General features: G+C 72.9%; 16 protein-coding genes and 1 pseudogene. 12 read left to right on the top strand and 5 right to left on the bottom strand.

What is annotated here, in order from left to right:
- Positions 1-131: 131 nt before the first annotated feature.
- The 6 genes from G3I77_RS19080 to G3I77_RS19055 all read left to right on the top strand — a co-directional run bounded on the left by G3I77_RS19080 (position 132) and on the right by G3I77_RS19055 (position 7,709).
- Positions 132-779, top strand: a complete 648-nt coding sequence (locus G3I77_RS19080; protein WP_248505330.1) for a ScbR family autoregulator-binding transcription factor — start codon at positions 132-134, stop codon at positions 777-779.
- Between the two features lie 73 nt (positions 780-852).
- Positions 853-2,043 carry a damage-control phosphatase ARMT1 family protein gene (locus G3I77_RS19075; protein ID WP_248505328.1) on the top strand — a complete coding sequence of 397 codons (1,191 nt, stop codon included), beginning with the start codon at positions 853-855 and terminating at the stop codon, positions 2,041-2,043.
- 141 nt (positions 2,044-2,184) lie between these two features.
- Entirely contained in the window at positions 2,185-4,350 is a 2,166-nt protein-coding gene (gene cyc2, locus G3I77_RS19070; protein WP_248505326.1) for a germacradienol/geosmin synthase Cyc2, read from the top strand.
- A 528-nt stretch (positions 4,351-4,878) separates the two neighbouring features.
- Positions 4,879-5,439, top strand: coding sequence for a PDZ domain-containing protein (locus tag G3I77_RS19065; protein ID WP_248505325.1), 561 nt, complete (start codon positions 4,879-4,881; stop codon positions 5,437-5,439).
- Between the two features lie 87 nt (positions 5,440-5,526).
- Positions 5,527-6,654 carry an aminopeptidase P family protein gene (locus G3I77_RS19060; RefSeq protein ID WP_248505323.1) on the top strand — a complete coding sequence of 376 codons (1,128 nt, stop codon included), beginning with the start codon at positions 5,527-5,529 and terminating at the stop codon, positions 6,652-6,654.
- Positions 6,655-6,701: 47 nt separating this feature from the next.
- A complete protein-coding gene (locus G3I77_RS19055; protein WP_248505605.1) occupies positions 6,702-7,709 on the top strand; it encodes an aminoglycoside phosphotransferase family protein in 1,008 nt (335 codons plus the stop codon).
- A 123-nt stretch (positions 7,710-7,832) separates the two neighbouring features.
- Here the strand turns inward: G3I77_RS19055 and treZ are convergent, their stop codons facing one another.
- Complete coding sequence (treZ, locus tag G3I77_RS19050) at positions 7,833-9,578, bottom strand: malto-oligosyltrehalose trehalohydrolase (protein WP_248505321.1); 1,746 nt, start codon at positions 9,576-9,578, stop codon at positions 7,833-7,835.
- Positions 9,579-9,751: 173 nt separating this feature from the next.
- On the opposite strand from treZ, the gene G3I77_RS19045 reads away from it, so the two are divergent.
- On the top strand, positions 9,752-10,303 hold the full coding sequence (locus G3I77_RS19045; protein WP_248505319.1) for a DUF1707 and FHA domain-containing protein: 552 nt from the start codon (positions 9,752-9,754) through the stop codon (positions 10,301-10,303).
- Positions 10,304-10,464: 161 nt separating this feature from the next.
- The gene (locus tag G3I77_RS19040; RefSeq protein WP_248505317.1) at positions 10,465-11,811 is read left to right on the top strand and encodes a M14 family zinc carboxypeptidase; all 1,347 of its coding nucleotides are present in this window, start codon (positions 10,465-10,467) and stop codon (positions 11,809-11,811) included.
- A 54-nt stretch (positions 11,812-11,865) separates the two neighbouring features.
- Here the strand turns inward: G3I77_RS19040 and G3I77_RS19035 are convergent, their stop codons facing one another.
- The 3 genes from G3I77_RS19035 to glgX form a co-directional block, all read right to left on the bottom strand.
- The gene (locus tag G3I77_RS19035; protein WP_248505315.1) at positions 11,866-13,116 is read right to left on the bottom strand and encodes a M14 family zinc carboxypeptidase; all 1,251 of its coding nucleotides are present in this window, start codon (positions 13,114-13,116) and stop codon (positions 11,866-11,868) included.
- 179 nt (positions 13,117-13,295) lie between these two features.
- The gene (treY, locus tag G3I77_RS19030) at positions 13,296-15,665 is read right to left on the bottom strand and encodes a malto-oligosyltrehalose synthase (RefSeq protein ID WP_248505313.1); all 2,370 of its coding nucleotides are present in this window, start codon (positions 15,663-15,665) and stop codon (positions 13,296-13,298) included.
- A 148-nt stretch (positions 15,666-15,813) separates the two neighbouring features.
- The gene (glgX, locus tag G3I77_RS19025; RefSeq protein WP_248505311.1) at positions 15,814-17,946 is read right to left on the bottom strand and encodes a glycogen debranching protein GlgX; all 2,133 of its coding nucleotides are present in this window, start codon (positions 17,944-17,946) and stop codon (positions 15,814-15,816) included.
- Positions 17,947-18,127: 181 nt separating this feature from the next.
- Here glgX and G3I77_RS19020 point away from each other — a divergent pair.
- The 4 genes and pseudogenes from G3I77_RS19020 (at position 18,128) to G3I77_RS19005 (ending at position 22,541) form a co-directional block, all read left to right on the top strand.
- Positions 18,128-18,969, top strand: a pseudogene (locus G3I77_RS19020) (Tat pathway signal sequence domain protein).
- 58 nt (positions 18,970-19,027) lie between these two features.
- Positions 19,028-20,350 carry a copper amine oxidase gene (locus tag G3I77_RS19015; RefSeq protein ID WP_248505309.1) on the top strand — a complete coding sequence of 441 codons (1,323 nt, stop codon included), beginning with the start codon at positions 19,028-19,030 and terminating at the stop codon, positions 20,348-20,350.
- A gap of 72 nt (positions 20,351-20,422) precedes the next feature.
- A complete protein-coding gene (locus tag G3I77_RS19010; RefSeq protein WP_248505603.1) occupies positions 20,423-21,694 on the top strand; it encodes an SAV2148 family HEPN domain-containing protein in 1,272 nt (423 codons plus the stop codon).
- 130 nt (positions 21,695-21,824) lie between these two features.
- Positions 21,825-22,541 (top strand): 3'-5' exonuclease, encoded by a 717-nt coding sequence (locus tag G3I77_RS19005; RefSeq protein WP_248505307.1) that lies wholly within the window; start codon positions 21,825-21,827, stop codon positions 22,539-22,541.
- A gap of 10 nt (positions 22,542-22,551) precedes the next feature.
- On the opposite strand, the gene G3I77_RS19000 is transcribed toward G3I77_RS19005, so the two are convergent.
- Positions 22,552-23,415, bottom strand: a complete 864-nt coding sequence (locus G3I77_RS19000; RefSeq protein ID WP_248505305.1) for a phosphotransferase enzyme family protein — start codon at positions 23,413-23,415, stop codon at positions 22,552-22,554.
- Positions 23,416-23,554: the final 139 nt, after the last annotated feature.

Raw genomic sequence — 23,554 nt, 5'->3', positions numbered from 1 at the left:
GTTTTGCCGGATGTGCACCCGCACTCCGGCACACTGGTGTGATGAGCGCCGTCTCAGGGTGAGTTATCGTGTACGCGGGGTAAAAACAAACGGCATGACCCGTTCATTTCCGTCCCGGGAGAGTTCAGCCGATGGCGAGGCAGTTGCGAGCCGAGCAGACCCGCTCGACGATCATCACGGCCGCCGCTGACCTGTTCGACCGCCGCGGCTACGAATCGACCAGTCTCAGCGACATCGTGGAGCACGCCCATGTCACCAAGGGCGCCCTGTACTTCCACTTCGCGGCGAAGGAGGATCTCGCCCACGCGATCCTCGAACTCCAGTCGCACACCGCCCGCCGACTGGCGACGGAGACCGACAACCGCGGCCACACCTCCCTCGAGGCGCTGATGCGCCTCACGTTCGGCATCACCCGCATGTCCGTGGAGGACCCGGTGCTGCGGGCCGGGCTGCGGCTCGCCACGGGCGGGATCCGGCCCCGGCCGCCCCTGAGCCACCCGTTCACCGAGTGGCTGGACATCGTCACGGCCCGGCTCGTCGCCGCGGTCAAGGAGTCCGACGTCCACCCGGACATCGATATCGACGTCGTGGCCCACTCGTTGGTCTGCTTCTTCGTCGGAACCCGCGTCGTGGGCCGTTCCCGCGAGCCGGTCGCGCGCCAGCCCCGCCGGACGGCCGAGATGTGGAACATACTCATCCGAGGCCTGGTCCCGGTGACCCGCCGGGCCCGCTATCTGAGCCTGGCGGCGCGTCTGGAGCGGGAGATCGCACCGGTGTGACCAGGGCGCCGGCGGGCCGGCCCGTACGGCCCGTACGACCCGTACGAAGGGCACGCGCGTTACGGTGAGGCCCATGCCCGACACCCCCTCCGCACCCCTGCTCCTCGGCAACCAGCCGGGCTCCTTCCCCCACAGTGTGCTGGCCGAGCGGCACCCCGCGATCATCCGGCAGGTCCGCGAGGCCTTCCCGTACGAACCAGGGCAGCACCGCGCCCTCGACGAACTGCTCGCCAACTGCACCAAGGGCGAGATCGAACCCCTCCCCGCCGACGCGCCCGACCGTGACCACTGGGACACCTGGGGGCTGCGCGAGTACACCGGCAGCTCCTGGTTCGACGTGCCGTGGCTCTGGTCCGAGAGCTGGTTCTACCGCCGGCTGCTCCAGGCCGTCGGCTGGTTCGGCCCCGGTCCCTGGCAGGGCATCGACCCCTTCCGCCCCTTCAAGCTCGCCGAACTCGACTCCCCCGAGACCGACGAGGAACTCGCCGCGCTCGACGACCTCGCCGGCCGCCCCGCCGCCGAACAGGCACAGGCCCTGCTGCACGGCTCCCTGTGGGGCAACCGCGCCGACCTCGGCTTCCGCCTCTCCGCCGAAGGCGCGCGCGACGCCGACGCCGCACCCGGCCTCGTGGCCGACGACAGCGACCGGCTCTGGTCCCTGCTCGACACCACGTCCCCGGGGGCCGGCACGCTGTGCCTGGTCGCCGACAACGCGGGCCGCGAACTCGTCCCCGATCTCCTCCTCATCGCCCACCTCCTGGAGAGCGGCCGCATCGGACGGGCGGTCCTGCACGTCAAGCCGTACCCCTACTACGTCTCCGACGCCACCACCGCCGATGTCGTCGACGCCCTGCGCCGGCTGACCGGCGCCGGGGGAGCGGCCGCCGCGTACGGGCAAACCCTGTGGTCCGCCCTGGCCGACGGGCGCTTCACCCTGCGGGCCCACCCTTTCTCCAGCGCGCCACTGCCGTACGAGGAGATGCCCGGCGACCTGCGCGCCGAGTTCGCCTCGGCCACGCTCACGATCGTCAAGGGCGACCTCAACTACCGCCGCCTGGTGGGCGACCGGCTGTGGGCCCCGACCACGCCGTTCGCGGACGTCACCGCCTACTTCCCCGGCCCGGTCGCCGCCCTGCGCACCCTGAAGTCCGACGTGATCACCGGCCTCGACGCACCGACCGAGGCCGCCTTGGTCGCGGCCGAGGACCAGCGCTGGCGCACCAGTGGCACGCACGCGCTGATCCAGGTACGGGACGCCCGGTAAGGGGTGGGTGGCGGCTCCTGGTTGAGGGAGGAACGCCACAAGGGCCGGGCGGAACTCCCGCATTCGCCCCTGATTCACGCGATGGTGTGATCATGTCCGGCCTGGTGGATGCCACCGCGGGGCGCCGGGTAGGGCCCGGCCATGACGCAGCCGTTCGAACTCCCGCACTTCTACATGCCGCACCCCGCGCGGCTGAACCCCCACCTCGACGAGGCCCGCGCCCATTCGACCGAGTGGGCACGCGAGATGGGCATGCTGGAGGGATCCGGCGTCTGGGACCAGGCCGACCTCGACGCCCACGACTACGGCCTGCTCTGCGCCTACACCCACCCCGACTGCGACGGCCCCGCCCTCTCCCTCATCACCGACTGGTACGTGTGGGTCTTCTTCTTCGACGACCACTTCCTGGAGTTGTACAAGCGCACCCAGGACCGCGCCGCCGGCAAGGCCCACCTGGACCGGCTGCCCCTGTTCATGCCGCTGGACCTGTCGGCTCCCGTACCCGAGCCGCGCAACCCGGTCGAGGCGGGCCTCGCCGACCTGTGGACGCGCACGGTACCGAAGATGTCCCAGGAGTGGCGCCGCCGCTTCGCCGTGGCCACCGAGCACCTCCTCAACGAGTCGATGTGGGAGCTGTCCAACATCGACGAGGGGCGGATCGCCAACCCCGTCGAGTACATCGAGATGCGCCGCAAGGTCGGCGGTGCCCCCTGGTCGGCGGGGCTCGTGGAGTACGCGACCGCCGAAGTGCCCGCCTCCGTCGCCGAGTCCAGGCCGCTGAGGGTGCTGATGGAGACGTTCTCCGACGCCGTGCACCTGCGCAACGACCTGTTCTCCTACCAGCGCGAGGTCGAGGACGAGGGCGAACTCAGCAACGGTGTCCTGGTGCTGGAGACCTTCTTCGGCTGCACCACCCAGGAGGCCGCCGACACCGTCAACGACGTCCTCACCTCCCGCCTCCACCAGTTCGAGCACACGGCGTTCACCGAAGTGCCCGCGGTGGCCCTGGAGAACGGGCTCAGGCCGGACGAGGTCGCGGCCGTGGCGGCGTACACGAAGGGGCTGCAGGACTGGCAGTCCGGCGGCCACGAGTGGCATCTGCGCTCCAGCCGCTACATGAACGAGAACGCGGTGCGCGGCGGCAGCCCGTGGCCGGGATGCACCGGCTTCGGCACCTCGGCCGCCGACGTCCGCGCCCTGCTCGCGACGGCCGGAGCCGAGCGCCTCCGCTCCTACACGCACGTGCCGTACCAGAAGGCCGGGCCGGCGCGGATCCCCGACATCCGCATGCCGTTCCCGCTGGAGCTCAGCCCGCACCTCGACAACTCCCGCCGGCAGCTGCGCGACTGGGTGGAGCGCATGGGCATCCTCGCCGAGGGCGTCTGGGACGAGGACAAGCTCCGGGCCTACGACCTCGCGCTCTGCTCGGCCGGCCTCGACCCGGACGCCACGCCCGAGGCCCTCGACCTCAGCGCGCAGTGGCTCGCCTGGGGCACCTACGGCGACGACTACTACCCCCTGGTCTACGGCCACCGCCGCGACCTCGCCGCCGCCCGGCTGACCACGGCCCGCCTGTCCGACTGCATGCCGATCGACGGCGCGGAGCCGCTGCTCCCGGCCAACGCCATGGAGCGCGCCCTGGCCGACCTGTGGGTGCGCACCACCGCGGAGATGCCGCCCGGGGCGCGGCGCACGCTCAAGGACGCGATCAACGTCATGACCGAGAGCTGGGTGTGGGAGCTGTCGAACCAGCTCCAGAACCGTGTGCCCGACCCGGTCGACTACCTGGAGATGCGCCGGGCGACCTTCGGCTCCGACCTCACCCTGAGCCTGTGCCGGATGGGACACGGCCCGGCCGTCCCGCCCGAGGTCTACCGCAGCGGCCCGGTCCGCTCCCTGGAGAACGCCGCGATGGACTTCGCGTGCCTCCTCAACGACGTCTTCTCGTACCAGAAGGAGATCGAGTTCGAGGGCGAGATCCACAACGCGATCCTCGTCGTGCAGACCTTCTTCGGCTGCGACTACCCGACCGGGCTCGGCATCGTGCACGACCTGATGAGCCAGCGCATGCGCCAGTTCGAGCACGTCGTCGAGCACGAACTGCCCATCCTGTACGACGACTTCCAGCTCACGGAGGAAGTGCGCGCGGCCATGGGGACGTATGTGACGGACCTGCGGAACTGGATGGCGGGGATCCTCAACTGGCATCGCGAGGTGGACCGCTACAAGGACGAGTGGCTGTCCCGGCGTGCCCACGGCTTCCTCCCGGACCGGCCGCCGACCGTGCCCGTACCCGCCCTGCGCTGAGCCGGCGCTTTCCCTCCAGATCAACTCGGAACGGGACATGACGGAACCCCCGGTGGTGCGCCGGGGTCTTCCTGAGAGAGGGGAACAGACAACGCACCACACGGGGGGTCCACCTTGACCGGCATCGCCGTACGTCGCGCCACCGTACGTCGCGCCGCTGCACGTCCCGCCCGTCTGCCTCCCGCCTTCGGCGACGTCCTGCGCGAGACCGAGATCGCTCTGCGCCCGGCGGGGGTGCGCCTGCACCCGCGGCTCCCGCCGACCCTGATGTGTGGCTACGGCGGGCAGCGAGTACCCGCTCACCTCCGTCGAGGTGAAGCTGCGCCGGGACGGCCGCCCACAGGGTTCGACCACGGCGGGGCGCACGGAGGCCATGGGGAGGGCCGCACCGGCCGGCCTCTGACCGCGCCGGGCCCCGGTCAGTCTCACTCGTTCGTGGCTCGTCGGCCGCCGATGTGCCGGGTAGAGCACTTGCCGTGATCGTTCCGGGATCCGCCGGAGGCGATCGGCACCATCCGGAGGCGAGCCATGGAACAGACCGCGCTGCGACCCAAGCCGATGCCGGGGCAGGAGCCCGACGGGGCCGCGCCGGCGACGGGGCCCGGCCCCACACGGCCCCGCCCGCACGCCGCCCGGCGACGCGGGAGGCGTCTCCTCAACGTGCTGCTCGCCGGGTTCACCGGCGTGGTCCTGGTGCTGTCCGGGATCGGCCTCGGGGCGATGGGTACCTCGGTGCTCGGCAAGGGCGGGCGTTTGGACCCGCGGGGATGGCATGCGCCGTCGCGCCCCGGCCCCGCGCCCGTCGCCGCCCCCTCCGTGCCCGCCGCCGCGACGCTCGGCGTGCAGGTCATGGACGCCCGGAAGCCGGGGGCTGTGGTCGTGGGGCTGCACGTCCCCGGGCCGGCCCAGGCCGCCGGTCTGGTGCGCGGCGATGTCCTCCTCGCCTTCGGCGCGACCCGGATCGACACGGCGGCCGACCTGGTCCGGGCCGTCGCCCGCGCCCGCCCCGGCTCCGAGGTCAGGCTGACGGTCCGCCACCGCAGCGGCGGTTACGAGCAGCTGACCCTCGTACCGGCTGTCGCCGCCTGAGGCGAATGCCCGCAGACGGCTCGCGCCGCCCTCTCCGGCCGGGCAGGATGCTGCCCGTAGCCCCTTCGCCCGTCCTGGGAGGCCCGGATGACCGGAAGCACGGCCGCGTCCTTCACCGCCGACGACTACCGGGCCCGCATGGAGCGCGCCGCGCGGACGGCCGCCGAGGCCGGTCTCGCGGGCCTGCTGGTGGCCCCGGGGCCGGACCTGGTGTGGCTCACCGGCTACGCGCCCCCGGCGGTCACCGAGCGGCTCACGCTGTTGATCCTCGCCGCCGGGCAGGACCCCGTCCTCGTCGTCCCCGCCCTGGAGGCCCCGGACGCGCACCGGGCGCCCGGCGCGGCCGCCCTGACCCTGCGCGACTGGACCGACGGCAAGGACCCCTACGCCGCCACCGCCGCGCTCCTCGACGCCTCGGGCCGGTTCGGCATCAGCGACAACGCCTGGGCCCTGCACCTGCTGGCCCTCCAGCAGGCCCTGCCCGGCAGCTCCTACGCCTCGCTGACCGAGGCCCTGCCGATGCTGCGCGCCGTCAAGGACGCGGCCGAGCTGGACCTCATGGCGGCCGCGGGCGCCGCCGCCGACGCGACGTTCGAGGAGATCCGCGACGTCCCCTTCGCCGGCCGCCGGGAATCCGAGGTGGCCGCGGACCTCGACCGGCTGCTGCGCCGGCACGGCCACGAGCAGGTCGACTTCACCATCGTCGCCTCGGGCCCGAACGGCGCCGACCCGCACCACGAGGCGGGCGACCGCGTCATCGCCCGCGGCGACATGATCGTCCTCGACTTCGGCGGCCTGCGGGACGGCTACGGCTCCGACACCTCCCGCACCGTCCACGTCGGCGAACCCACCGAGGAGGAGCGCCGCGTGCACGCAATCGTGCGCGAGGCCCAGGAGGCCGGCTTCCGCGCGGTGCGGCCCGGGGCCGCCTGCCAGGACGTGGACCGGGCCGCCCGTGAGGTCATCGCCGACGCCGGATACGGCGAGTACTTCATCCACCGCACCGGCCACGGCATCGGCGTCACCACCCACGAGCCGCCCTACATGATCGAGGGCGAGGAACGGCCCCTCGTGCCCGGCATGTGCTTCTCCGTGGAACCCGGCATCTACCTGCCCGGCCGGTTCGGGGTCCGCATCGAGGACATCGTGACCGTCACCGAGGACGGCGGGCGGCGCCTGAACACCACCACGCGCGAGCTGGTCATAGTGGAGTGAGGCCCCCGATGTCCCCAGCTCGCCTCCCGAACGGCAACGGCGCGACCATGACCCAGGCACCCACACCCACCGCGGACACCGTCCGCCGGCTGGTCCTGTCCCTCCTCAAGGACGCCAAGGAAGGCAAGAACGCCAAGGAAGGCAAGAACGCCAAGAACGCCAAGGACGGCAGGGGCGGCAAGGAGACCCGGCAGGGCGGGAGCGGCCCCGGCCCCGACGTCCGGCCCGCCACCCCGGGCGCCGAACCCGTCACCTGGTGGGTCGGCACCCGCCACGTACTGCGCCTCGCCCCCGACCGCGAGGCCACCCTGCGTCAGCGCCGCGAACTGCGCCTGCGCGACCTCGTCCGCCCGCACGTCCCGGTGGCGGTGCCGGCCAGCGTGGCGCACGGCGAGTGGGCCCCCGGACTGGGCTACACGCTGGACACCAAGGTGCCCGGCGGCTCGGGGGAGGAGCACGACGTGTCCGCCGTCGGCGAGGCCGACCTCGCCGCGCTCCTCACGGGCCTGCGCGAGGTGCCGGTCCGGCAGGCCGAGACCCTCGGCGTGCCGCGCACCGCGCCGCGCTCCCTGGAGGCACTGCGCCGGGCCGCCGTACGCGCAGCCGAACGCCTCGCCGGAGCCGACGAGTTCGACCCCGCACGCCTGCACCAGCTCACCCCGCCCGCCGCCTCCCAGCTCGCCGCCCAGCCCGGCTCGGCGGTCCTCACCCACCACGCCCTCACGGGCGGCCATCTCGTGGTCAGCGCCGACGGCCGGGTACGCGGCGTTCTCGGCTGGGCCGGCGCGGTCGTCGGCGACCCGGCCGAGGACATCGCGGGCCTCGCGCTCGCCGTCGGCTCACCCGCCGCCGTACGCGCCGCCACCCTCGCCGGCTACGGCGCCCGCCCCTGCCTGCGCGGCCTGTGGCTCGCCCGCTGCGACACCGTCGTCCACCTCGCCGAGGACCTCGCCGGCAAGAACGCCACCTTGCTGCGCACCCGGCTGCGCCGCGCCTGGGAGCCGATCCTGCTGGAACGGGTGACGGACCTGGGGGCCGCGGACGACACCCCGTAACGGGCCGGGCGGCGCCACATCGCCGTCCGCACCGCGGTGGGCGGCGCCCGCAGCGAGAGACCGGCGGCCCTCACGCCCGTGATCGAGCGCAGGACGCGAAGCTCAGCCGGCCCCTCCCCGCGCTCAGTCCTCGGCGAGCACCACGGCCGACTCCCCGGGCAGCCGCACCACCCCGTCCGCCCCGGGCTTCTCCACCGGATCCCACGCGGCCAGCACGCGCGCGTGGGGCACGCCGAGCGGCAGCGCGGCCGGCTCGGAGGCCAGGTTCACCCCCACGAGGACGTCCCCGCGCCGGAAGGCGATCCAGCGGTGCTCCTCGTCGAAGGCGACCTTGGTGTCGGCGAGATCGGGGTCGGTCAGGTCCGGCTGCTCGTGGCGCAGGGCGAGGAGCTGCCGGTACCAGGCCAGCACGCGCGCGTGGGGCTCGCGTTCCGGCTCGGACCAGTCGAGGCAGGAGCGGTCCCTGGTCGCCGGGTCCTGCGGGTCGGGCACGTCCTCCTCCTTCCAGCCGTGCGCGGCGAACTCCCGCCGCCTGCCCCGCCGTACGGCGTCCGCGAGCTCCGGGTCGGTGTGGTCGGTGAAGAACTGCCAGGGCGTGCCCGCCGCCCACTCCTCGCCCATGAAGAGCATCGGCGTGAAGGGCGCCGTCAGGATCAGCGTCGCCGCGCACGCCAGCAGACCGGGGGACACCAGGGCCGAAAGCCGGTCCCCCTGGGCGCGGTTGCCGACCTGGTCGTGGGTCTGGCCGTAGCCGAGCAGGCGGTGCCCGGCCACGCGCGTACGGTCCAGCGGGCGCCCGTGGTGCCGCTCCCGGAAGCTGGAGTACGACCCGTCGTGGAAGTAGCCGCCGGTGAGGGTCTTGGCGATCCCGCCGAGCGGGGCGCGCGCGAAGTCGGCGTAGTAGCCCTGCGACTCCCCGGTCAGCGTGGTGTGCAAGGCGTGGTGGAAGTCGTCGTTCCACTGCGCGTGCAGCCCGAGGCCGCCCTCGGCGCGGGAGGTGATGAGCCGTGGGTCGTTCAGGTCCGACTCGGCGACCAGGAACAGCGGCAGGTCCGTCTCGGCGGCCAGGGCGTCCACGGCCGTCGACAGTTCCTCCAGGAAGTGGCACGCGCGCGTGTCCACCAGGGCGTGCACCGCGTCCAGGCGCAGCCCGTCGATCCGGTAGTCGCGCAGCCACGCCAGGGCGCTGCCGATCAGGAACGCGCGCACCTCGTCCGAGCCCGGCGCGTCCAGGTTGACCGCGGCGCCCCAGGGGGTGTGGTGGGTGTCCGTGAGGTACGGGCCGAAGACGGGCAGGTAGTTGCCCGACGGCCCGAAGTGGTTGTGCACCACGTCGAGCACCACGCCCAGGCCGAGCCCGTGGGCCCGGTCGACGAAGCGCTTCAGAGCCTCGGGCCCGCCGTACGGCTCGTGCACCGCCCACAGCGAGACACCCTCGTAGCCCCAGCCGTGCGTGCCCGGGAAGGGGCACAGCGGCATCAGCTGCACATGTGTGACGCCCAGTTCGGCGAGATGGCCGAGCCGCTCGGCGGCCGCGTCCAGGGTGCCCTCGCGCGTGTAGGTCCCCACGTGCAGCTCGTACAGCACCGCGCCGGGGAGCGGCCGCCCCCGCCACTGCGCGCGCCACGTGTACCGTTCGTGATCGACGACCGCGCTCAGCCCGTCCGGGCCGTCCGGCTGCCGCCGCGAGCGCGGATCGGGCAGCACGGGCCCGTCGTCCAGCGCGAAGCCGTACCGGGACCCGTCGCGCGCCTCGGCCTCGCCCCGCCACCACCCCGCCCGTTCGGGATCGCGCTCCAATTCACGTGTGACGTCGTCGCACTGGAGCGTCACACGGCCGGCCTGTGGTGCCCACACCTCGAACTGCACGGACGGTTCCCCTTCGTCTGCTCACCGTGATGTAGCCCGTCCATGGTGCGTCAAACGAGATCAATCCGCTGGTGCATCCACCCTTTTGCGGCGGGTGTCGCCGGGTACGGGCGCGGGGCGGCCGATTTCCCGTTTTCTGGACAGCCCGGCCGCGCTGCCCGACAATCACCAGCGTGACGTCGTCCTTCGAGTTCAACACGTTCCCCGCGCGGCTCTCCGACGCGGAGCGCGACCGGGTGCTGAAGGTGCTCCGTGACGGCGTCGCCATGGGCCGCCTGTCCCACGACACATTCGTCCGCCGCATGGAGCTGGCGCTCGCCGCCCGCCGCCCGGACGAACTCGCCGTGCTCACCGCCGACCTGCGCACGGAGAGCCGGTTCTCGCGCCTGGTGTTCGGCACCGTCGAGGCCGTCTCCGGATTCTCCGTACGGCTGCGCAGGGCCTGGCAGGCCGAGCGGCTGCCCAAGCTGCAGCTGCCCCACCCGTCGCTCGGCCATCCGCTGCGCATAGGCCGCGACCCCGCCAGCGGACTGCGCCTCAACCACGAGACGGTCTCCCGTGTGCACGCCGAACTGCGTCACCAGGGCGGCATGTGGGTCCTGCGGGACCTCGGCTCCACCAACGGCACGACGGTGAACGGGAGGCGGGTCGTCGGCGCGGCCGTCGTCCGCGAGGGCGACCAGGTGGGCTTCGGCCGGATGGCGTTCCGGCTGTCGGCGGGCTGACCGGAAACGGAGCCATGCCTCAGCCCTGGCCTGGGGATTGCCGCAGAGCGGTCCCCGGTGCGTGGCTGAAATGCCATTGCGGTCCACGGTGTTGACGTTCCCTTGAAGTCGTGACTCACTGTGCTTACGCCATCTACACCTGGTGAACCGACGGCACCGCATTGGGGAGGTGTGCCCTGCCGCCCCTCCTGCGCTACCCGACCGTCGACGAACTGGGCGCCCGGGCCGCCGCCCTCGTCGCCCGCCATCCCCGTGACGCCCGGCTGCGCCGGGTCGGCACCTCCCGCGCGGGCACCCCCCTGTGGCTGCTCTCCGTCGGCCACGGCAGCCGTCAGGCCCTGGTCGTGGCCGGCCCCCACGCCAACGAACCGGTGGGCGGCGCCACCGTGCTGCGCCTGGCCGAGCGCGCGCTGGCCGATCCGCAGCTCACCGAGGGCCCCGACGCCACCTGGAACCTGCTGCTGTGCCTCGACCCGGACGGCTCGCGCCGCAACGAGGGCTGGCTGCCCGGCCCCTACACACTCGGCCGGTACGTCCGGAACTTCTTCCGGCCCGGCTTCCTGGAGCAGCCCGAATGGCTGCCCGACGGCGCGGCCGGCGCCGCCCTGCCGGAGACCCGCGCCCTGCTCGACCTCCAGGACGAACTGCGCCCGTTCCTCCAGTGCTCCCTGCACGGCGTCGACATCGGCGGCGGCTTCGTCGAGCTCACCCACGACCTGCCGGGCCTCGACCGGCGCCTCGCCCAGATCGCCGCCCGGCTCGGCATCCCCCGCGAACTCGGCGCGTACGACGCCCTGTACTGGCCCGGTCTCGGGCCCGCCGTCTACCGGATCCCGCCGCCGCGCCGGGCCGATCTGATCGCGGCGATCACGGAGGCCGCCGTCGAGTCCACGTGGTTCCATCCGTACCGGCACGGGACCGTCACCGCCGTCGTCGAGGCGCCCATGTGGGGCGTGACGGCCGTGGCGGACGGCTCCCCGCCCGCGGACCGGGACGCCGTGCTCCGGGCCGTCAGCCGCACCCTGCGCCACGACACGGGCCTCCTGCGGCATCTGCTGGCCCGGATCCGGCCGCACCTGGCCACCGTGCCCGACGCCGCCCGCCTGCTCGCCCCGGTCGACGACTACCTCCTGGTGTGCCCCGGCCTCGCCGACGCCTGGGACCCCGACACCGGCGACAGCCCGGCCCACCCCCTCCCGCCCCTGAGCACCGCCCACCTGGTCGCCCTGCGCATCTCCGGGCGACGGCTCGCACTGCGCACGGCGGGACTGCTGCACCAGCTCGTACGGGCCGCCGGCCGCGACCCGGCCGGGGCACTGCCGGAGCTGGACCGGCTGATCGACGAGTGGTGCGCCGACTACCGCGACAACTGCGGGGCGCGCTGGATCCCGGTGGCCCGCCAGGCGGAGTACCAGGCCCGGGTGGTGCTCGCCGCGTTCGAGCTGGCCGGGCGGCACGCGCGCGCGTGCTCCGGTTCGGGTGAGCCGGTGCCCATGCAGCGGGACTGAGACGAAGGGCCGTCCGCACGGGCCAGGTGCCCGGGGCGCCCCCGGCACGGGCCCCTACGACGCCCTCTCGCGCGCGTGCAACGCCGCCGCGACCACCGTGCGGGACTGGTGCTCCACCTGGTGCTCCAAGGGCACCCAGCGGGCGCGGAATCGTTCGGCGAAGGCGTCGCTCCAGGTCGAGACCAGCTCATCGAGCTGCTTCGCCGCACCCTCGTCGGTCCCGCGCAGCACCCGCAGCAGCATGGCCGCCGCCCGCAGCGGCACGCGCCGCGCGAACGCGTCCACGCTGCCCACATACGCTCGGGTGAGGTCGGCGGGCGGGGTGTGGATCAGGTCGGAGGCCAGGCCCGGCACCAGCTCCAGCCCCCACCGGGCGGCCCGCAGCAACGGCCCGTCCAGACCCGCCAGCCGCGGCAGCGCCCCCTCCAGCACGCGCGTCACCTCCAGCGCGTCACGCTGCAACCGGATGGCCAGCTGCCCGATCGCCGCCGCCGGAGCAGGATGCGGAGCCGGGTCGTCCACCAGGTCGCTCGCCCACATCGGCACCTCGACCACCGCGGTCAGCCCGCCGTACCGGTGGGCGTGGTACCAGGTGCTGTGCCGCGCGTCGTCCGGCAGGCTCGGGTACGCCGGCCCGATCCCCGGCGCGGGCATCACATGCACGCCCGGTCCGGAGGCGGGCCAGCCCGCGGCGTCCGAGGCGCCGGTCTCCACCGGGATGTGCAGCTCTGCCGCGGACTTCGCGAACGGCTCGGCCAGCCCGGGCACGTCCTTCGTCAGCTGCACCCAGCTGCCGCCCAGGTCCGTGCCGTGCAGGGTGACCTGCAGATAGGGGCGCAGCTCGTCGATGACGCCCGTCAGCGCCCGGGTCTCGGGCGGCAGCCGGTCCGGCGGCAGCACGGACGGCGCCCACTCGGGCTGCTCCGGGCCCGCGGGCCGGAAGAAGCCGAGGTGGTAGTCGTACAGGCTGCGCGGCGCCGGCGTCACATGCAGACTCGCCCCGTCGGGGTCCGCGCACAGCAGGAAGTGCCAGGAGATGCTGTCGCGCAGCTCACGCTGCTCCAGCACCCGACGGGCGAGCGCGATCAGGGTGCAGGAGCCGGTCGGCTCGTTGGCGTGGGCGCCGGCGACCACCAGGACGGCATGGCGGGCCCGGCCCACGGACAGCAGGTGCAGGGGCCTGCCCGCGCGTGAGGCACCCACCTGCCGCAGGATGCACACGCCGGGACGCAGAGCGGTCAACGCCCGGGCAGCAGAAAGCTGTTCGGTCACCGTCGGGTAGCGCAGCTCCGGCAGGACACTCACCCCCGTCACATCCGCCCGAGTTCGCAATCGCAGTACCCCATGGCCATGGTGCGGTGTCAAGGGCGCGACCGGGGAGGCTCCCGGGGGCGCCCGGAAGCATTCCCCCAGGCGCCGAGATCACCGCGGGTGCGGCCCTGTCCCGCCGGGGCCGCACCCGCCTCGGCCCGGCTGCCGCGCCCTCAGTCGCCCACCCTCTCCAGCAGCGCCACCGGCACCCCCGAGAACAGCTCCTCCACGCGCGCGTGCCAGGTGAACTCGCGCCCCGGCTCCAGTACGTCCGCCCAGCGGCCCGGCGGCAGCGGCAGCCGGGTGTCCTGCCAGCCGCCCGCCTCCGCGAGCCGCAGGGAAAGGCGGGTCACGGCCGTCAGCACCTCACCGGAGCGGACGAACGCCAGGCAGTGCGCCGCCGCCGGTCCCTCGGCCGGCAACGCCCCGTACGTCGCCGTGTCGCCGAAGGCGCCGGGACGCCGGGCCCGTAGCCCCAGTGCCGCCCGCGTCACCGCCGCCTTCTCCGCCGACGTGCCGCCGGACTCCGCGGGCGGGAAGTCCACCGCCCGCCGGTTGTCCGGGTCGACCAGGGCCCGGTACTCGGCCTCGGTGCCCTGGTAGACGTCCGGGACACCCGGCATCGTCAGCTGCACCAGGGCCGTGCCCAGCACGTTGGCCCGGATGTGCGGCGCCAGCGACTCCCGGAACGCGGCGACCCGCTCGCCCGGCGCCCCGCACGGCCCGGCCGCCACGAACCGCTCCACCGCCTCCTCGTAGGGCGGCTCCTGCTCGGTCCAGCTCGTGTACAGGCCCGCCTCACGCACATGCTTCAGCAGCGCCCCCTGCACCCGCTCCCGCACCCCCGAGGCCGGTCCCAGCCCGAACACCGTCTGCCAGGCCGCCCACGCCAGTTGCGCGTCCGGCACCCCCTCCCCGGTGCGGGTCACCTCGGCGAGCACGTCCGCCCAGCGGTCCGGGCACTCGGTGAGCACGTGCAGCGCAGCCCGGACGTCCGCACTGCGCTTGGTGTCGTGCGTGCTGGCGACCGTGCCGGTCACCGGCCAGTCGCGCTGCACGCGCGCGCAGTACGCGTGGAACTCCTCCGGCGACAGCGCGGGAGCCCCCGGATTCCCGCCCACCTCGGTCGCCGACAGCAGCGGCACGTACCGGTAGAACGCCGTGTCCTCCACGGACTTGGCCCGCAGCGCCGACGAGGTCTGCCCGAACCGCGTCCGGAACTCCAGCTGCGCGGGCCCGTCGCCGTACCGTCCCAGCACCAGGTCCCGTACGACGTCCACCGCACCGGCCTCCTCGGGCACGGCGAAGGCGTGCCGGGCCTCGGCGGCGGCCTCCTCGGTGACCACGGACGCCGCGTCGGCCGACTCGTAGGGCCGGTAGACCTCCATGCGCACGAGAAGCTCCTGGAGGGCCGTGCGCAGCGCCCAGGGGGCGCGGTCGCGCAGGGCCGGCTCCGGTGCGGAGGCGCACAGCCGGCTCGCCACCCGGGTCAGCCGGTCGGTCTCGGTGGCCAGCTCGTGGGTGAGGACCTTGTACGCCGCCCGCCGCACGGTCGCCTCCCACTGCCCGCCCCGGTCCGTCTGGGGGGCCGCGAAGCGCCGGTACTGCCCCAGCAGGTCCCCGAACCCGGCCGGGTCCGTGAAGACCCCGTCCACGTGCCGCAGGGCGTCGTAGCCGGTGGTCCCGGCGACGGGCCAGGACGCCGGCAGGTGCTCACCGTCGGCGAGGATCTTCTCCACGACCGTCCATCGGCCCTCGGTCGCCTCGTGCAGCCGCCGGAGGTAGCCGTCGGGGTCGGCGAGCCCGTCGGGGTGGTCGATGCGCAGCCCGTCGATCACGCCCTCGTGCAGCAGCTCGAGGATCTTGTCGTGGGTGGCCTCGAACACCTCCGGGTCCTCCACCCGTACCCCGATGAGCTCCGAGATGCTGAAGAACCGCCGGTAGTTGAGCTCGGTCCGGGCCAGCCGCCACCACACCGGGCGGTACCACTGCGCGTCCAGCAGATGCGGCAGCGGCAGGTCCTCGGTGCCCTCGCGCAGAGGGAGGACGTGGTCGTAGTAGCGCAGCACGTCACCGTCGACGCGCAGCTCGTCGAGCACCTCGCCCAGCGGCCCGCCGAGGACCGGCAGCAGCACCTGGCCGTCCTGCGCCTCCCAGTCGATGTCGAACCACCGCGCGCAGGGCGACTTCGGGCCCTCGCGCAGCACCTCCCACAGGGCGCGGTTGTGGCGCGGGGCCATGGCCATGTGGTTCGGGACGATGTCCACCACCAGGCCGAGCCCGTGCTCGCGCGCGGTGCGCGCCAGCGCCCGCAGCCCCTCCTCGCCGCCCAGCTCCTCACGCACGCGCGCGTGGTCGACGACGTCGTAGCCGTGCGTCGAGCCCGGCACCGCCTCCAGAACGGGGGACAGATGCAGGTGCGAGACGTTGAGCGAGGCCAGGTACGGCACGACGGCCGCGGCTGCTCCGAAGGGGAACTCGGGCTGCAGCTGCAGCCGGTACGTGGCCGTGGGCACCACCGGGTCAAGTCGCTCAGGTGTCATGGAAACGTACGTACCCGCCCCGCCGCCGTTCGTGTCATCACCCGCGCCAGGTGCGCCGCGCGTCGCCCGGACGAGTGGCTCTCTCCGGACGACGCTACGGTGGTCCCTCCCCGGACGGCCCGGACGGCCCCACGGGCCGCCAAAGCCGCTACACGGGCCGCTGGAGCACCGTCATGCTCCGGTCCGTCAGGGTCAGCCGGTCCCCGGCCTGCACCTTCGGGCCGGTGTCCGAGGGCACTCCGTCCGGGAGGGCCGTGTCGACCACGACCTCCCACTGCCGCCCGTGATTGACCGGAATGACGAACTCCAGCGGCTTCGGCGAGGCGTTGAACATCAGCAGGAACGAGTCGTCGGTGATGCGCTCCCCGCGTGCGCCCGGCTCGGAGATCGCGTTGCCGTTGAGGAACACCGTCAGCGCCGATGCCTGCGCCGAGTCCCAGTCCCGCTGGGTCATCTCCCGGCCGTCCGGGGTGAACCAGGCGATGTCGGACAGGTCGTCGTGCGTGCCCTCCACGGGCCGCCCGTGGAAGAAGCGCCGCCGGCGGAGGACCGGGTGGTTGCGGCGCAGCCACACCATCGCGCGGGTGAAGGCCAGCAGCTCCCGGCTCGGCCCGCCCTCCGAGTCCTCGTCCTCCTCCGGCCACTCGACCCAGGCCAGCTCGTTGTCCTGGCAGTAGGCGTTGTTGTTGCCGCCCTGGGTGCGGGCGAACTCGTCGCCGTGGCTGATCATGGGCACGCCCTGGGACAGCATCAGCGTCGCGATGAAGTTCCGCATCTGCCGGGCCCGCAGCCGCAGCACGTCCGGGTCGTCGGTCTCGCCCTCGACCCCGCAGTTCCAGGACCGGTTGTGGCTCTCGCCGTCCCGGTTGTCCTCGCCGTTGGCCTCGTTGTGCTTGTCGTTGTAGGCCACCAGGTCGTGCAGGGGGAAGCCGTCGTGGCAGGTCACGAAGTTGATCGAGGCCAGCGGTCGGCGCCCGTCGTCCTGGTACAGGTCGGACGAGCCGGTCAGCCGCGAGGCGAACTCCGCGAGCGTGCGCTGCTCGCCCCGCCACAGGTCGCGCACGGTGTCCCGGTACTTGCCGTTCCACTCGGTCCACAGCGGCGGGAAGTTGCCCACCTGGTAGCCGCCCTCGCCCACGTCCCACGGCTCGGCGATCAGCTTCACCTGGGAGACCACCGGGTCCTGCTGCACCAGGTCGAAGAACGACGACAGCCGGTCCACCTCGTGGAACTGCCGGGCGAGCGTCGCCGCCAAGTCGAAGCGGAACCCGTCGACGTGCATGTCCGTGACCCAGTACCGCAGCGAGTCCATGATCAGCTGGAGCACGTGCGGGGACCGCATGAGCAGGGAGTTCCCGGTCCCTGTCGTGTCCATGTAGTAGCGGGGGTCGTCCGTCAGCCGGTAGTAGCGGGAGTTGTCCAGGCCCTTGAAGGACAGGGTCGGGCCCAGGTGGTTGCCCTCGGCGGTGTGGTTGTAGACCACGTCGAGGATCACCTCGATCCCGGCCTCGTGCAGCGCCTTGACCGCCGACTTGAACTCCAGCACCTGCTGGCCCCGGTCGCCCCAGGACGCGTAGGCGTTGTGCGGGGCGAAGAAGCCGATGGTGTTGTAGCCCCAGTAGTTGTTCAGGCCCATGTCGACCAGTCGGTGATCGTTCACGAACTGGTGGACGGGCATCAGCTCCAGGGCGGTGACCCCGAGCTCGGTGAGGTGCTCGATGATCGCCGGGTGCGCGAGGGCCGCGTAGGTGCCGCGCAGCTCCTCCGGCAGGCCCGGGTGCTTCATGGTGAGGCCCTTGACATGGGCCTCGTAGATCACCGTGTGGTGGTACTCGGTGCGCGGGCGCCGGTCGTCGCCCCAGTCGAAGTAGGGGTTGACCACGACCGACGTCATCGTGTGCGGCGCCGAGTCGAGATCGTTGCGCCGGTCGGGATCGTCGAAGTGGTAGCCGTAGACCTCCTCGCCCCAGCGGATCGACCCGCTGATCGCACGCGCGTACGGGTCGAGCAGCAGTTTCGCGGAGTTGCAGCGCAGCCCGCGCTCCGGGGCGTACGGGCCGTGCACGCGGAACCCGTACCGCTGCCCCGGCATGATGCCCGGCACATACGCGTGCCGCACGAACGCGTCGCTCTCCCGGAGCTCGATCGCCGTCTCGGAGCCGTCGTCGTGCAGCAGACACAGCTCTACTCGGTCCGCGGCCTCCGAGAAGACCGCGAAATTGGTACCGGCGCCGTCGTACGTGGCACCGAGTGGATACGCCTCGCCAGGCCAGACCTGCATGGATACGACTCTTTCAGGTGTGCGGCGCCGGTGGGGACGCCTTGGTCCCGAGTCTCCCCGAAAGTGAGGGAACCTCCTATGACTTATCTCCCTCTTGCCGAGTGACCAGTGCATACGCGGTATGCCGAACCAATGGGGCAGACACATACTCCCGGGGCTGTTGGGGGAGTAGGGAGAAGACGTGCGCAACATAGTGCACCGCCACCTGGGCAAGATGGTGGCAGGTACGGCCATCGCGGTGGCCTGGCGGTGACCCTGCCGGGCACGGCCGGGGCGGACGACACCGGGACCCGGGCGGGGCAGTCCGTCCCGCAGGATGCGGGGGCCGCGGGGGCCGCGGGGGCCGCGGGGGCCGCCGGGGCCGGCGATGCGGCGGCCGGCGGCCGGGCCGTGGCGCCGGGGGTCGTCGAGGCGGCGCCCGCCGAAGGGCAGCAGGGCGAGGGCCGCGATCCGCTGACCGACGACGAGCTGGAGCGGGCCGAGAAGATCGCCCTCAGCCGGCAGCTGTTCCGGAGCAGCGAGAGCGTGGACGGGGCCCGCGGTCCGCAGCCCCTCGGCGTCGACCTCGCCGAACCCGAGGCCGACGAGGCCGGCAGGCCGGACGCGCCCCGGCGTGCCGACGTGACGTTCTACGACTACCGGGACGACACCCTCGTCACCAGGACCGTCGATCTCGGCACCGGCGAGGTGGTGAGCACCGGCACCCAGCACGGCGTCCAGCCGCCGCTCAGCCGCGCCGAGAAGGCCGAGGCGGCCGGTCTGCTGATCGCCGACCCGCTGGGCTCGGGCCTGAAGGCCGACTACAAGGACGCCACCGGCAAGGCGCTCACCTCCGCGGACCAGCTCCAGCTCAGCGGCGCCGTCTACCGGGCCGCGCCGGGCGCCCAGCCCGCCGTGCTCGACCGGTGCGGAGAACACCGCTGCGTGCGGCTGTTCCCGAAGATCAAGAACGGCCCGTGGGTCGACGCCAGGTCGCTGGTGATCGACCTGAGCGCCCGCAAGGTCGCCCGGCTCGGCCGCTGACCCACCCTCTTCGCTCACCCGTCCACCTCGCGCCTCTTCGTCAGGGAGTCATCTCGTCATGCGCGTGAACAGCAACACCAAGGCCCGCACCCGGGCGGCCGTGGGCCTGACCGTGGCCGCGCTGGCCGCAGGCGCCACGGCCGGCGCGGGACCGGCCACCGCCCAGCCGAAGGCCGCCCCCGCCGCGGCACCGGCCGCCGACTGCAGCGCCGCCTACCGCATCGAGCAGAAGCTCTCCTCCGGCACCACCTGGCGGATGTGCTGGCGCTACGACGGCAAGGCCGGCCTCGTCCTGGAGAAGATCTCGTACCAGCCCAAGGGCGAACCCAAACCGATCAGGGTCCTCAACAGCGCCCGCCTGGGCCAGATCCACGTCCCCTACGACGACGGCTCGGTCGAGTACGACGACCTCACCGGCTTCGACTTCGCCCAGGGCCTGATGAACCTGGCGCCGAGCGAGTGCCCCGGCGGGGCCATCAAGACCGTCAAGGTCCCGGACTCCTGGAACGAGGACCCGAACGTCAAGGGCCTGTGCACCACCACCCGCTCCCGCGGCCACGCCTACCGCATGCAGGGCGACACGGCGAACAAGGTCTTCCAGGCTCAGGGCAAGGACCTCCTCGTCTACACGGTCAACCAGGTCGGCTGGTACGAGTACATGACCGAGTGGCGCTTCCAGGACGACGGCGCCATCACCATGAACGTCGGCGCGACCGGCAGCCTCTCCTGGGACGACTACGACGCCGGCGACGGCCGCGGCTGGCCCATCGGCAAGGGCGCGAGCGCCAAGTCCACCAGCCACAGCCACAACGCCTTCTGGCGGCTCGACTTCGCACTGGACGGCTCCACGAAGAACCGCGTCGAGCAGTACGACTCCACCGTCACCGCGCCCACCCGGGGCCAGCGCGCCCCCACCACCAAGACCACCCGCACCAAGGTCACCAAGGAAATGGCCGGGGACAGCAAGAACTACCGCTGGTGGCGCATGGTCAGCGCGACCGGAAAGAACAAGGACGGACACGCGCGCTCCTACGAGATCGTCCCCGGGGTCACGACCAAGTACCCGGGCCGCAGCTACACCAAGCGCGACCTGTACGTCACGCAGTACAACAAGTGCGAACTGTTCGCCAGCCACAACCCCGGCAACTGCGGTCCGGGAGCCGGGAAGTCCGTCGACAAGTGGGTGAACGGACAGGCCCTGACCCACCCGGTGGTCTGGATGAACATCGGCTTCCACCACATAGCCCGGGACGAGGACCAGCAGCCCATGCCCGTCCACTGGCAGGGCTTCTCCATCGCCCCGCGCGACGTCACCGCTATGAATCCGCTCACTCCGGCCGAGCTCGGCTGGCAGAACGGGCACTGGCGTCCCCGGAGTTGAGAACTACCCTGCCCATCCGGCTGCACCGCCGACCGCTCCCGGAGTACCCTTCCTTGATCGTTGACAAGGGGAGTGCTCGGGGGAGCGGAAGGCGGTGCGCGGGTGGGCTCGGGAGGGCTGGAGCTGCCCCCTGGTGACGAGGGTCACGAGGGGAGCTCCGCTGACGTCCCGACCGGTGCCGTGTCCCTGGCGCGGCCGATGGACGCGACGGGCTCGATCGGCCCGGAACTGGACTGGGACGCCGACGCCTGGCGCGAGGTGCGCACCCGCGCCCAGCGGGCCGGCCGGGCCTACATCTGGCTGAACCTCGTCGAGCAGCGGCTGCGCGCGGTGGTCGCCGCCGTGCTGCGGCCCGTCTACGAACCCGTCCACGGCGAGGAGTGGGTGGTGGCCGCCGCCGGACCGGCCGGCCAGGAGTGGGTGCAGCGCGCGGTCGCCGTACGCGAGGTCAGCCGCCGCAAGGGCTATCTGCTCGACCCGGCCGACGACAACGTGCTCTCCTTCCTCACCCTGCCGCAGCTACGCGAGCTGATGGTGCAGCACTGGCCCTGCTTCGAGCCGTACTTCGACGACCGCCGCGACGTCGAACTCGCCCTGGACGAGCTGGAGGTCACCCGGAACGTCGTCTCCCGCAACCGGGCCCTGTCCGAGGCCGTGCTGAACCAGGCCGAGCGGGCCTCGGCCCGGCTGCTGGAGATGCTCGGGGCGGGCGGCGACGTGCCCTCGGCGCGGCGGCTGCCGATCGACGCGGTCGAGGACCTGGTCGGCGACCGGTACGCCGACGTGGTCGCCGTCCACCCGGACCGGGTGCGGCTGATGCGGCAGTTCCCGGCCGAGGACATCTTCGGCGGCGCCCGCCGCCTCGACGCCATCGGCATCGGACTCAACCTGCTCGTGCAGAACTTTTCCGGCCGGCGGCTGGTGCGGCTGGCCGAATCCGGCTGCCGGGTGCGGCTGCTGTTCCTCAACCCGGCCTCCAGCGCGGTCAAGCGCCGCGAGCGCGAACTCGGCATCAAGCGCGGCGAGCTCAGCCGGGCCGTCGAGATGAACATCCTGCACATGCGCCGGGTGCGCGCCCGGCTGCGCGACCCCGGCGCCTTCGAGATCCAGGTCTTCGACGAGACGCCCCGCTTCACGGCGTATCTCGTGGACGGCGACGGAGCGGACGGCATCGCGGTCGTGCAGAGCTATCTGCGCCGCACCCGCGGCATGGAGGCACCGGTGTTCGTGCTGCGCAACGCCGGCAAGGTGGTCAAGTCGGGCGAGATGGACGAAAGCGGCCTCTTCCCCACGTACCGCGAGGAGTTCGAGGTGATGTGGGCGGATTCGCGGCCGGTGTCATGAACTGTGCCCCGGTGTGCGGTGGTTCTCCGGCCCGCCGCCGGGGTGAGCGGAACGCGGTCCTCTGATTGTCAGTGGTGCGTGGGAAGGTGGAGACCACTGGGGGAACGCACCACAAGAAGGGGGACGGCCCATGGGCTGGCACCAGGAGCTGCTGGTCGGCTTCGACCTGGAGACGACGGGCACGGATCCGCGCGAGGCGCGCATCGTCACGGGGGCCGTGATCGAGGTCAGGGGCGGGAAGCCGATAGGGCGCCGCGAGTGGCTGGCCGACCCGGGAGTGCCGATCCCCGAGGACGCGGTGGCGGTGCACGGCATCAGCAACGAGCGGGCGGCGGCCGAAGGCCGGCCGGCCGACCAGGTGGCGGACGCGCTGGCCGACGTCCTCACCTCCTACTGGAAGACGGGCGTACCGGTCGTCGCCTACAACGCGACCTTCGACCTCACCCTGCTCTCCGCCGAATTGCGGCGCCACGGTCTGCCGTCCCTGCGCGACCGCCTGGGCGGCGCGGACCCGGCCCCGGTCATCGACCCGTACACCATCGACCGCTGGGTCGACCGCTACCGCCGCGGCAAACGCAACCTCGAAGCGGTCTGCGCCGAGTACGGCGTCGTCCTCGACGCCGCCCACGACGCCATGGCCGACGCCCTGGCGGCGGCCCGCCTGGCCGTGGCGATAGCCGACCGCCACCCCAAGATCGCCACCCTCGGCCCGGCGGCCCTGCACCACCGCCAGATCGAGTGGTACGCGCAGTGGGCGGCGGACTTCCAGAGCTTCCTGCGCGGCAAGGGCGACACGACGGCTTCGGTGGACGGGGCGTGGCCGCTGAGGGAGTTGGCGGACGCGTAAGCCGGGCCCGTCAGAACGGATACCACCGCACCGTCTCATCGGCCTCCCGCAAGGACGCCACCCGACGCTCGAACTCGGCCAGCGCCTTCGGATTGCTCGGCGCGTGCTGGGCCACCCAGGCACAACTGGCCGTCTCCCGGGCGCCGCGCAACACCGAGCACCCGTCCCACTCCCTAACGTCCCACCCGTACGCCTCGGTGAAGGACGCGTACGCCTCGTCCGTGAGCCCGTACCGGTCGTGGGAGAGCGCCATCACCACCAAGTCGTGCTCGCGCAGGTCGGTGGAGACCGTCTCCAGGTCGACCAGAACCGGCCCGCCCGGGCCGACGTGCACATTGCGCGGCAGCGCGTCCCCATGGATCGGCCCCGGCGGCAGATGCGGCGTGAGCGCGGCGGCCCGAGCGGCGAACCCGTCCCGCCGCTCGCGCAGATACGCCGCGTTCGCCGGATCGATCGCATCCCCCGCGAGCCGCAACCAGCGCTCCACACCGCCCAGCAGATCACGGGCCGGGAGTTCGAAGGGAGGAAGGGGTGTGGCATGCACGACCCGTAGCAGTTCGGCCAAATCCCCCGGCTCGGCGGGCCGTACGGCATCCGGCAGCCGATGCCACACCGTCACCGGGTGCCCGTCGACCAGCAGCGCCTTCGGCTCGGCCGCCCGCACCGCCGGCACGCCCACCTCGGCGAGCCACACCGCGATGTCCAGCTCGCGACGCGCCCGGTCGAGGAGTTCGGCGTCACGGCCGACCTTGACGACCAGATCACCGGCGGCGAACACCGCGTTCTCGCCCAGGGCGAGCAGTCGCGCCTTCCGGGCCGCGCCGGGCAGCACCGCCGCCGCGGCCAGTACGTCCCGCGCCCGCGCCTCGTCCATCGTCCGCCTCCGTCGTCCACGCGTCGGCCGTCGGGTTCCGGCCATCCCTCGGTCAGTGTCGCATCGGCACAGGTCGGGCGGCGTACGCGGTGTCTTGACGAGGCACACGGCCTTCACGAGCATGACCAGGCTGGTCCGA

This window comes from Streptomyces sp. D2-8 (assembly GCF_023184515.1).
Taxonomy (GTDB): Bacteria; Actinomycetota; Actinomycetes; order Streptomycetales; family Streptomycetaceae; genus Streptomyces.
The sequence above is the reverse complement of the archived record's forward strand: the minus strand, read 5'-3'. Positions and strand labels throughout refer to the sequence as shown.

Bases quoted from the DNA above. Each gene is read 5' to 3' on its own strand.
- G3I77_RS19005 (WP_248505307.1), top strand. From the start codon at position 21,825: ATGGGCTGGCACCAGGAGCTGCTGGTCGGCTTCGACCTGGAGACGACG.
- glgX (WP_248505311.1), bottom strand. From the start codon at position 17,946: ATGCAGGTCTGGCCTGGCGAGGCGTATCCACTCGGTGCCACGTACGAC.
- G3I77_RS19000 (WP_248505305.1), bottom strand. From the start codon at position 23,415: ATGGACGAGGCGCGGGCGCGGGACGTACTGGCCGCGGCGGCGGTGCTG.
- G3I77_RS19065 (WP_248505325.1), top strand. From the start codon at position 4,879: ATGGAACAGACCGCGCTGCGACCCAAGCCGATGCCGGGGCAGGAGCCC.
- G3I77_RS19080 (WP_248505330.1), top strand. From the start codon at position 132: ATGGCGAGGCAGTTGCGAGCCGAGCAGACCCGCTCGACGATCATCACG.
- G3I77_RS19060 (WP_248505323.1), top strand. From the start codon at position 5,527: ATGACCGGAAGCACGGCCGCGTCCTTCACCGCCGACGACTACCGGGCC.
- cyc2 (WP_248505326.1), top strand. From the start codon at position 2,185: ATGACGCAGCCGTTCGAACTCCCGCACTTCTACATGCCGCACCCCGCG.
- G3I77_RS19075 (WP_248505328.1), top strand. From the start codon at position 853: ATGCCCGACACCCCCTCCGCACCCCTGCTCCTCGGCAACCAGCCGGGC.
- G3I77_RS19015 (WP_248505309.1), top strand. From the start codon at position 19,028: ATGCGCGTGAACAGCAACACCAAGGCCCGCACCCGGGCGGCCGTGGGC.
- treY (WP_248505313.1), bottom strand. From the start codon at position 15,665: ATGACACCTGAGCGACTTGACCCGGTGGTGCCCACGGCCACGTACCGG.
- G3I77_RS19055 (WP_248505605.1), top strand. From the start codon at position 6,702: ATGACCCAGGCACCCACACCCACCGCGGACACCGTCCGCCGGCTGGTC.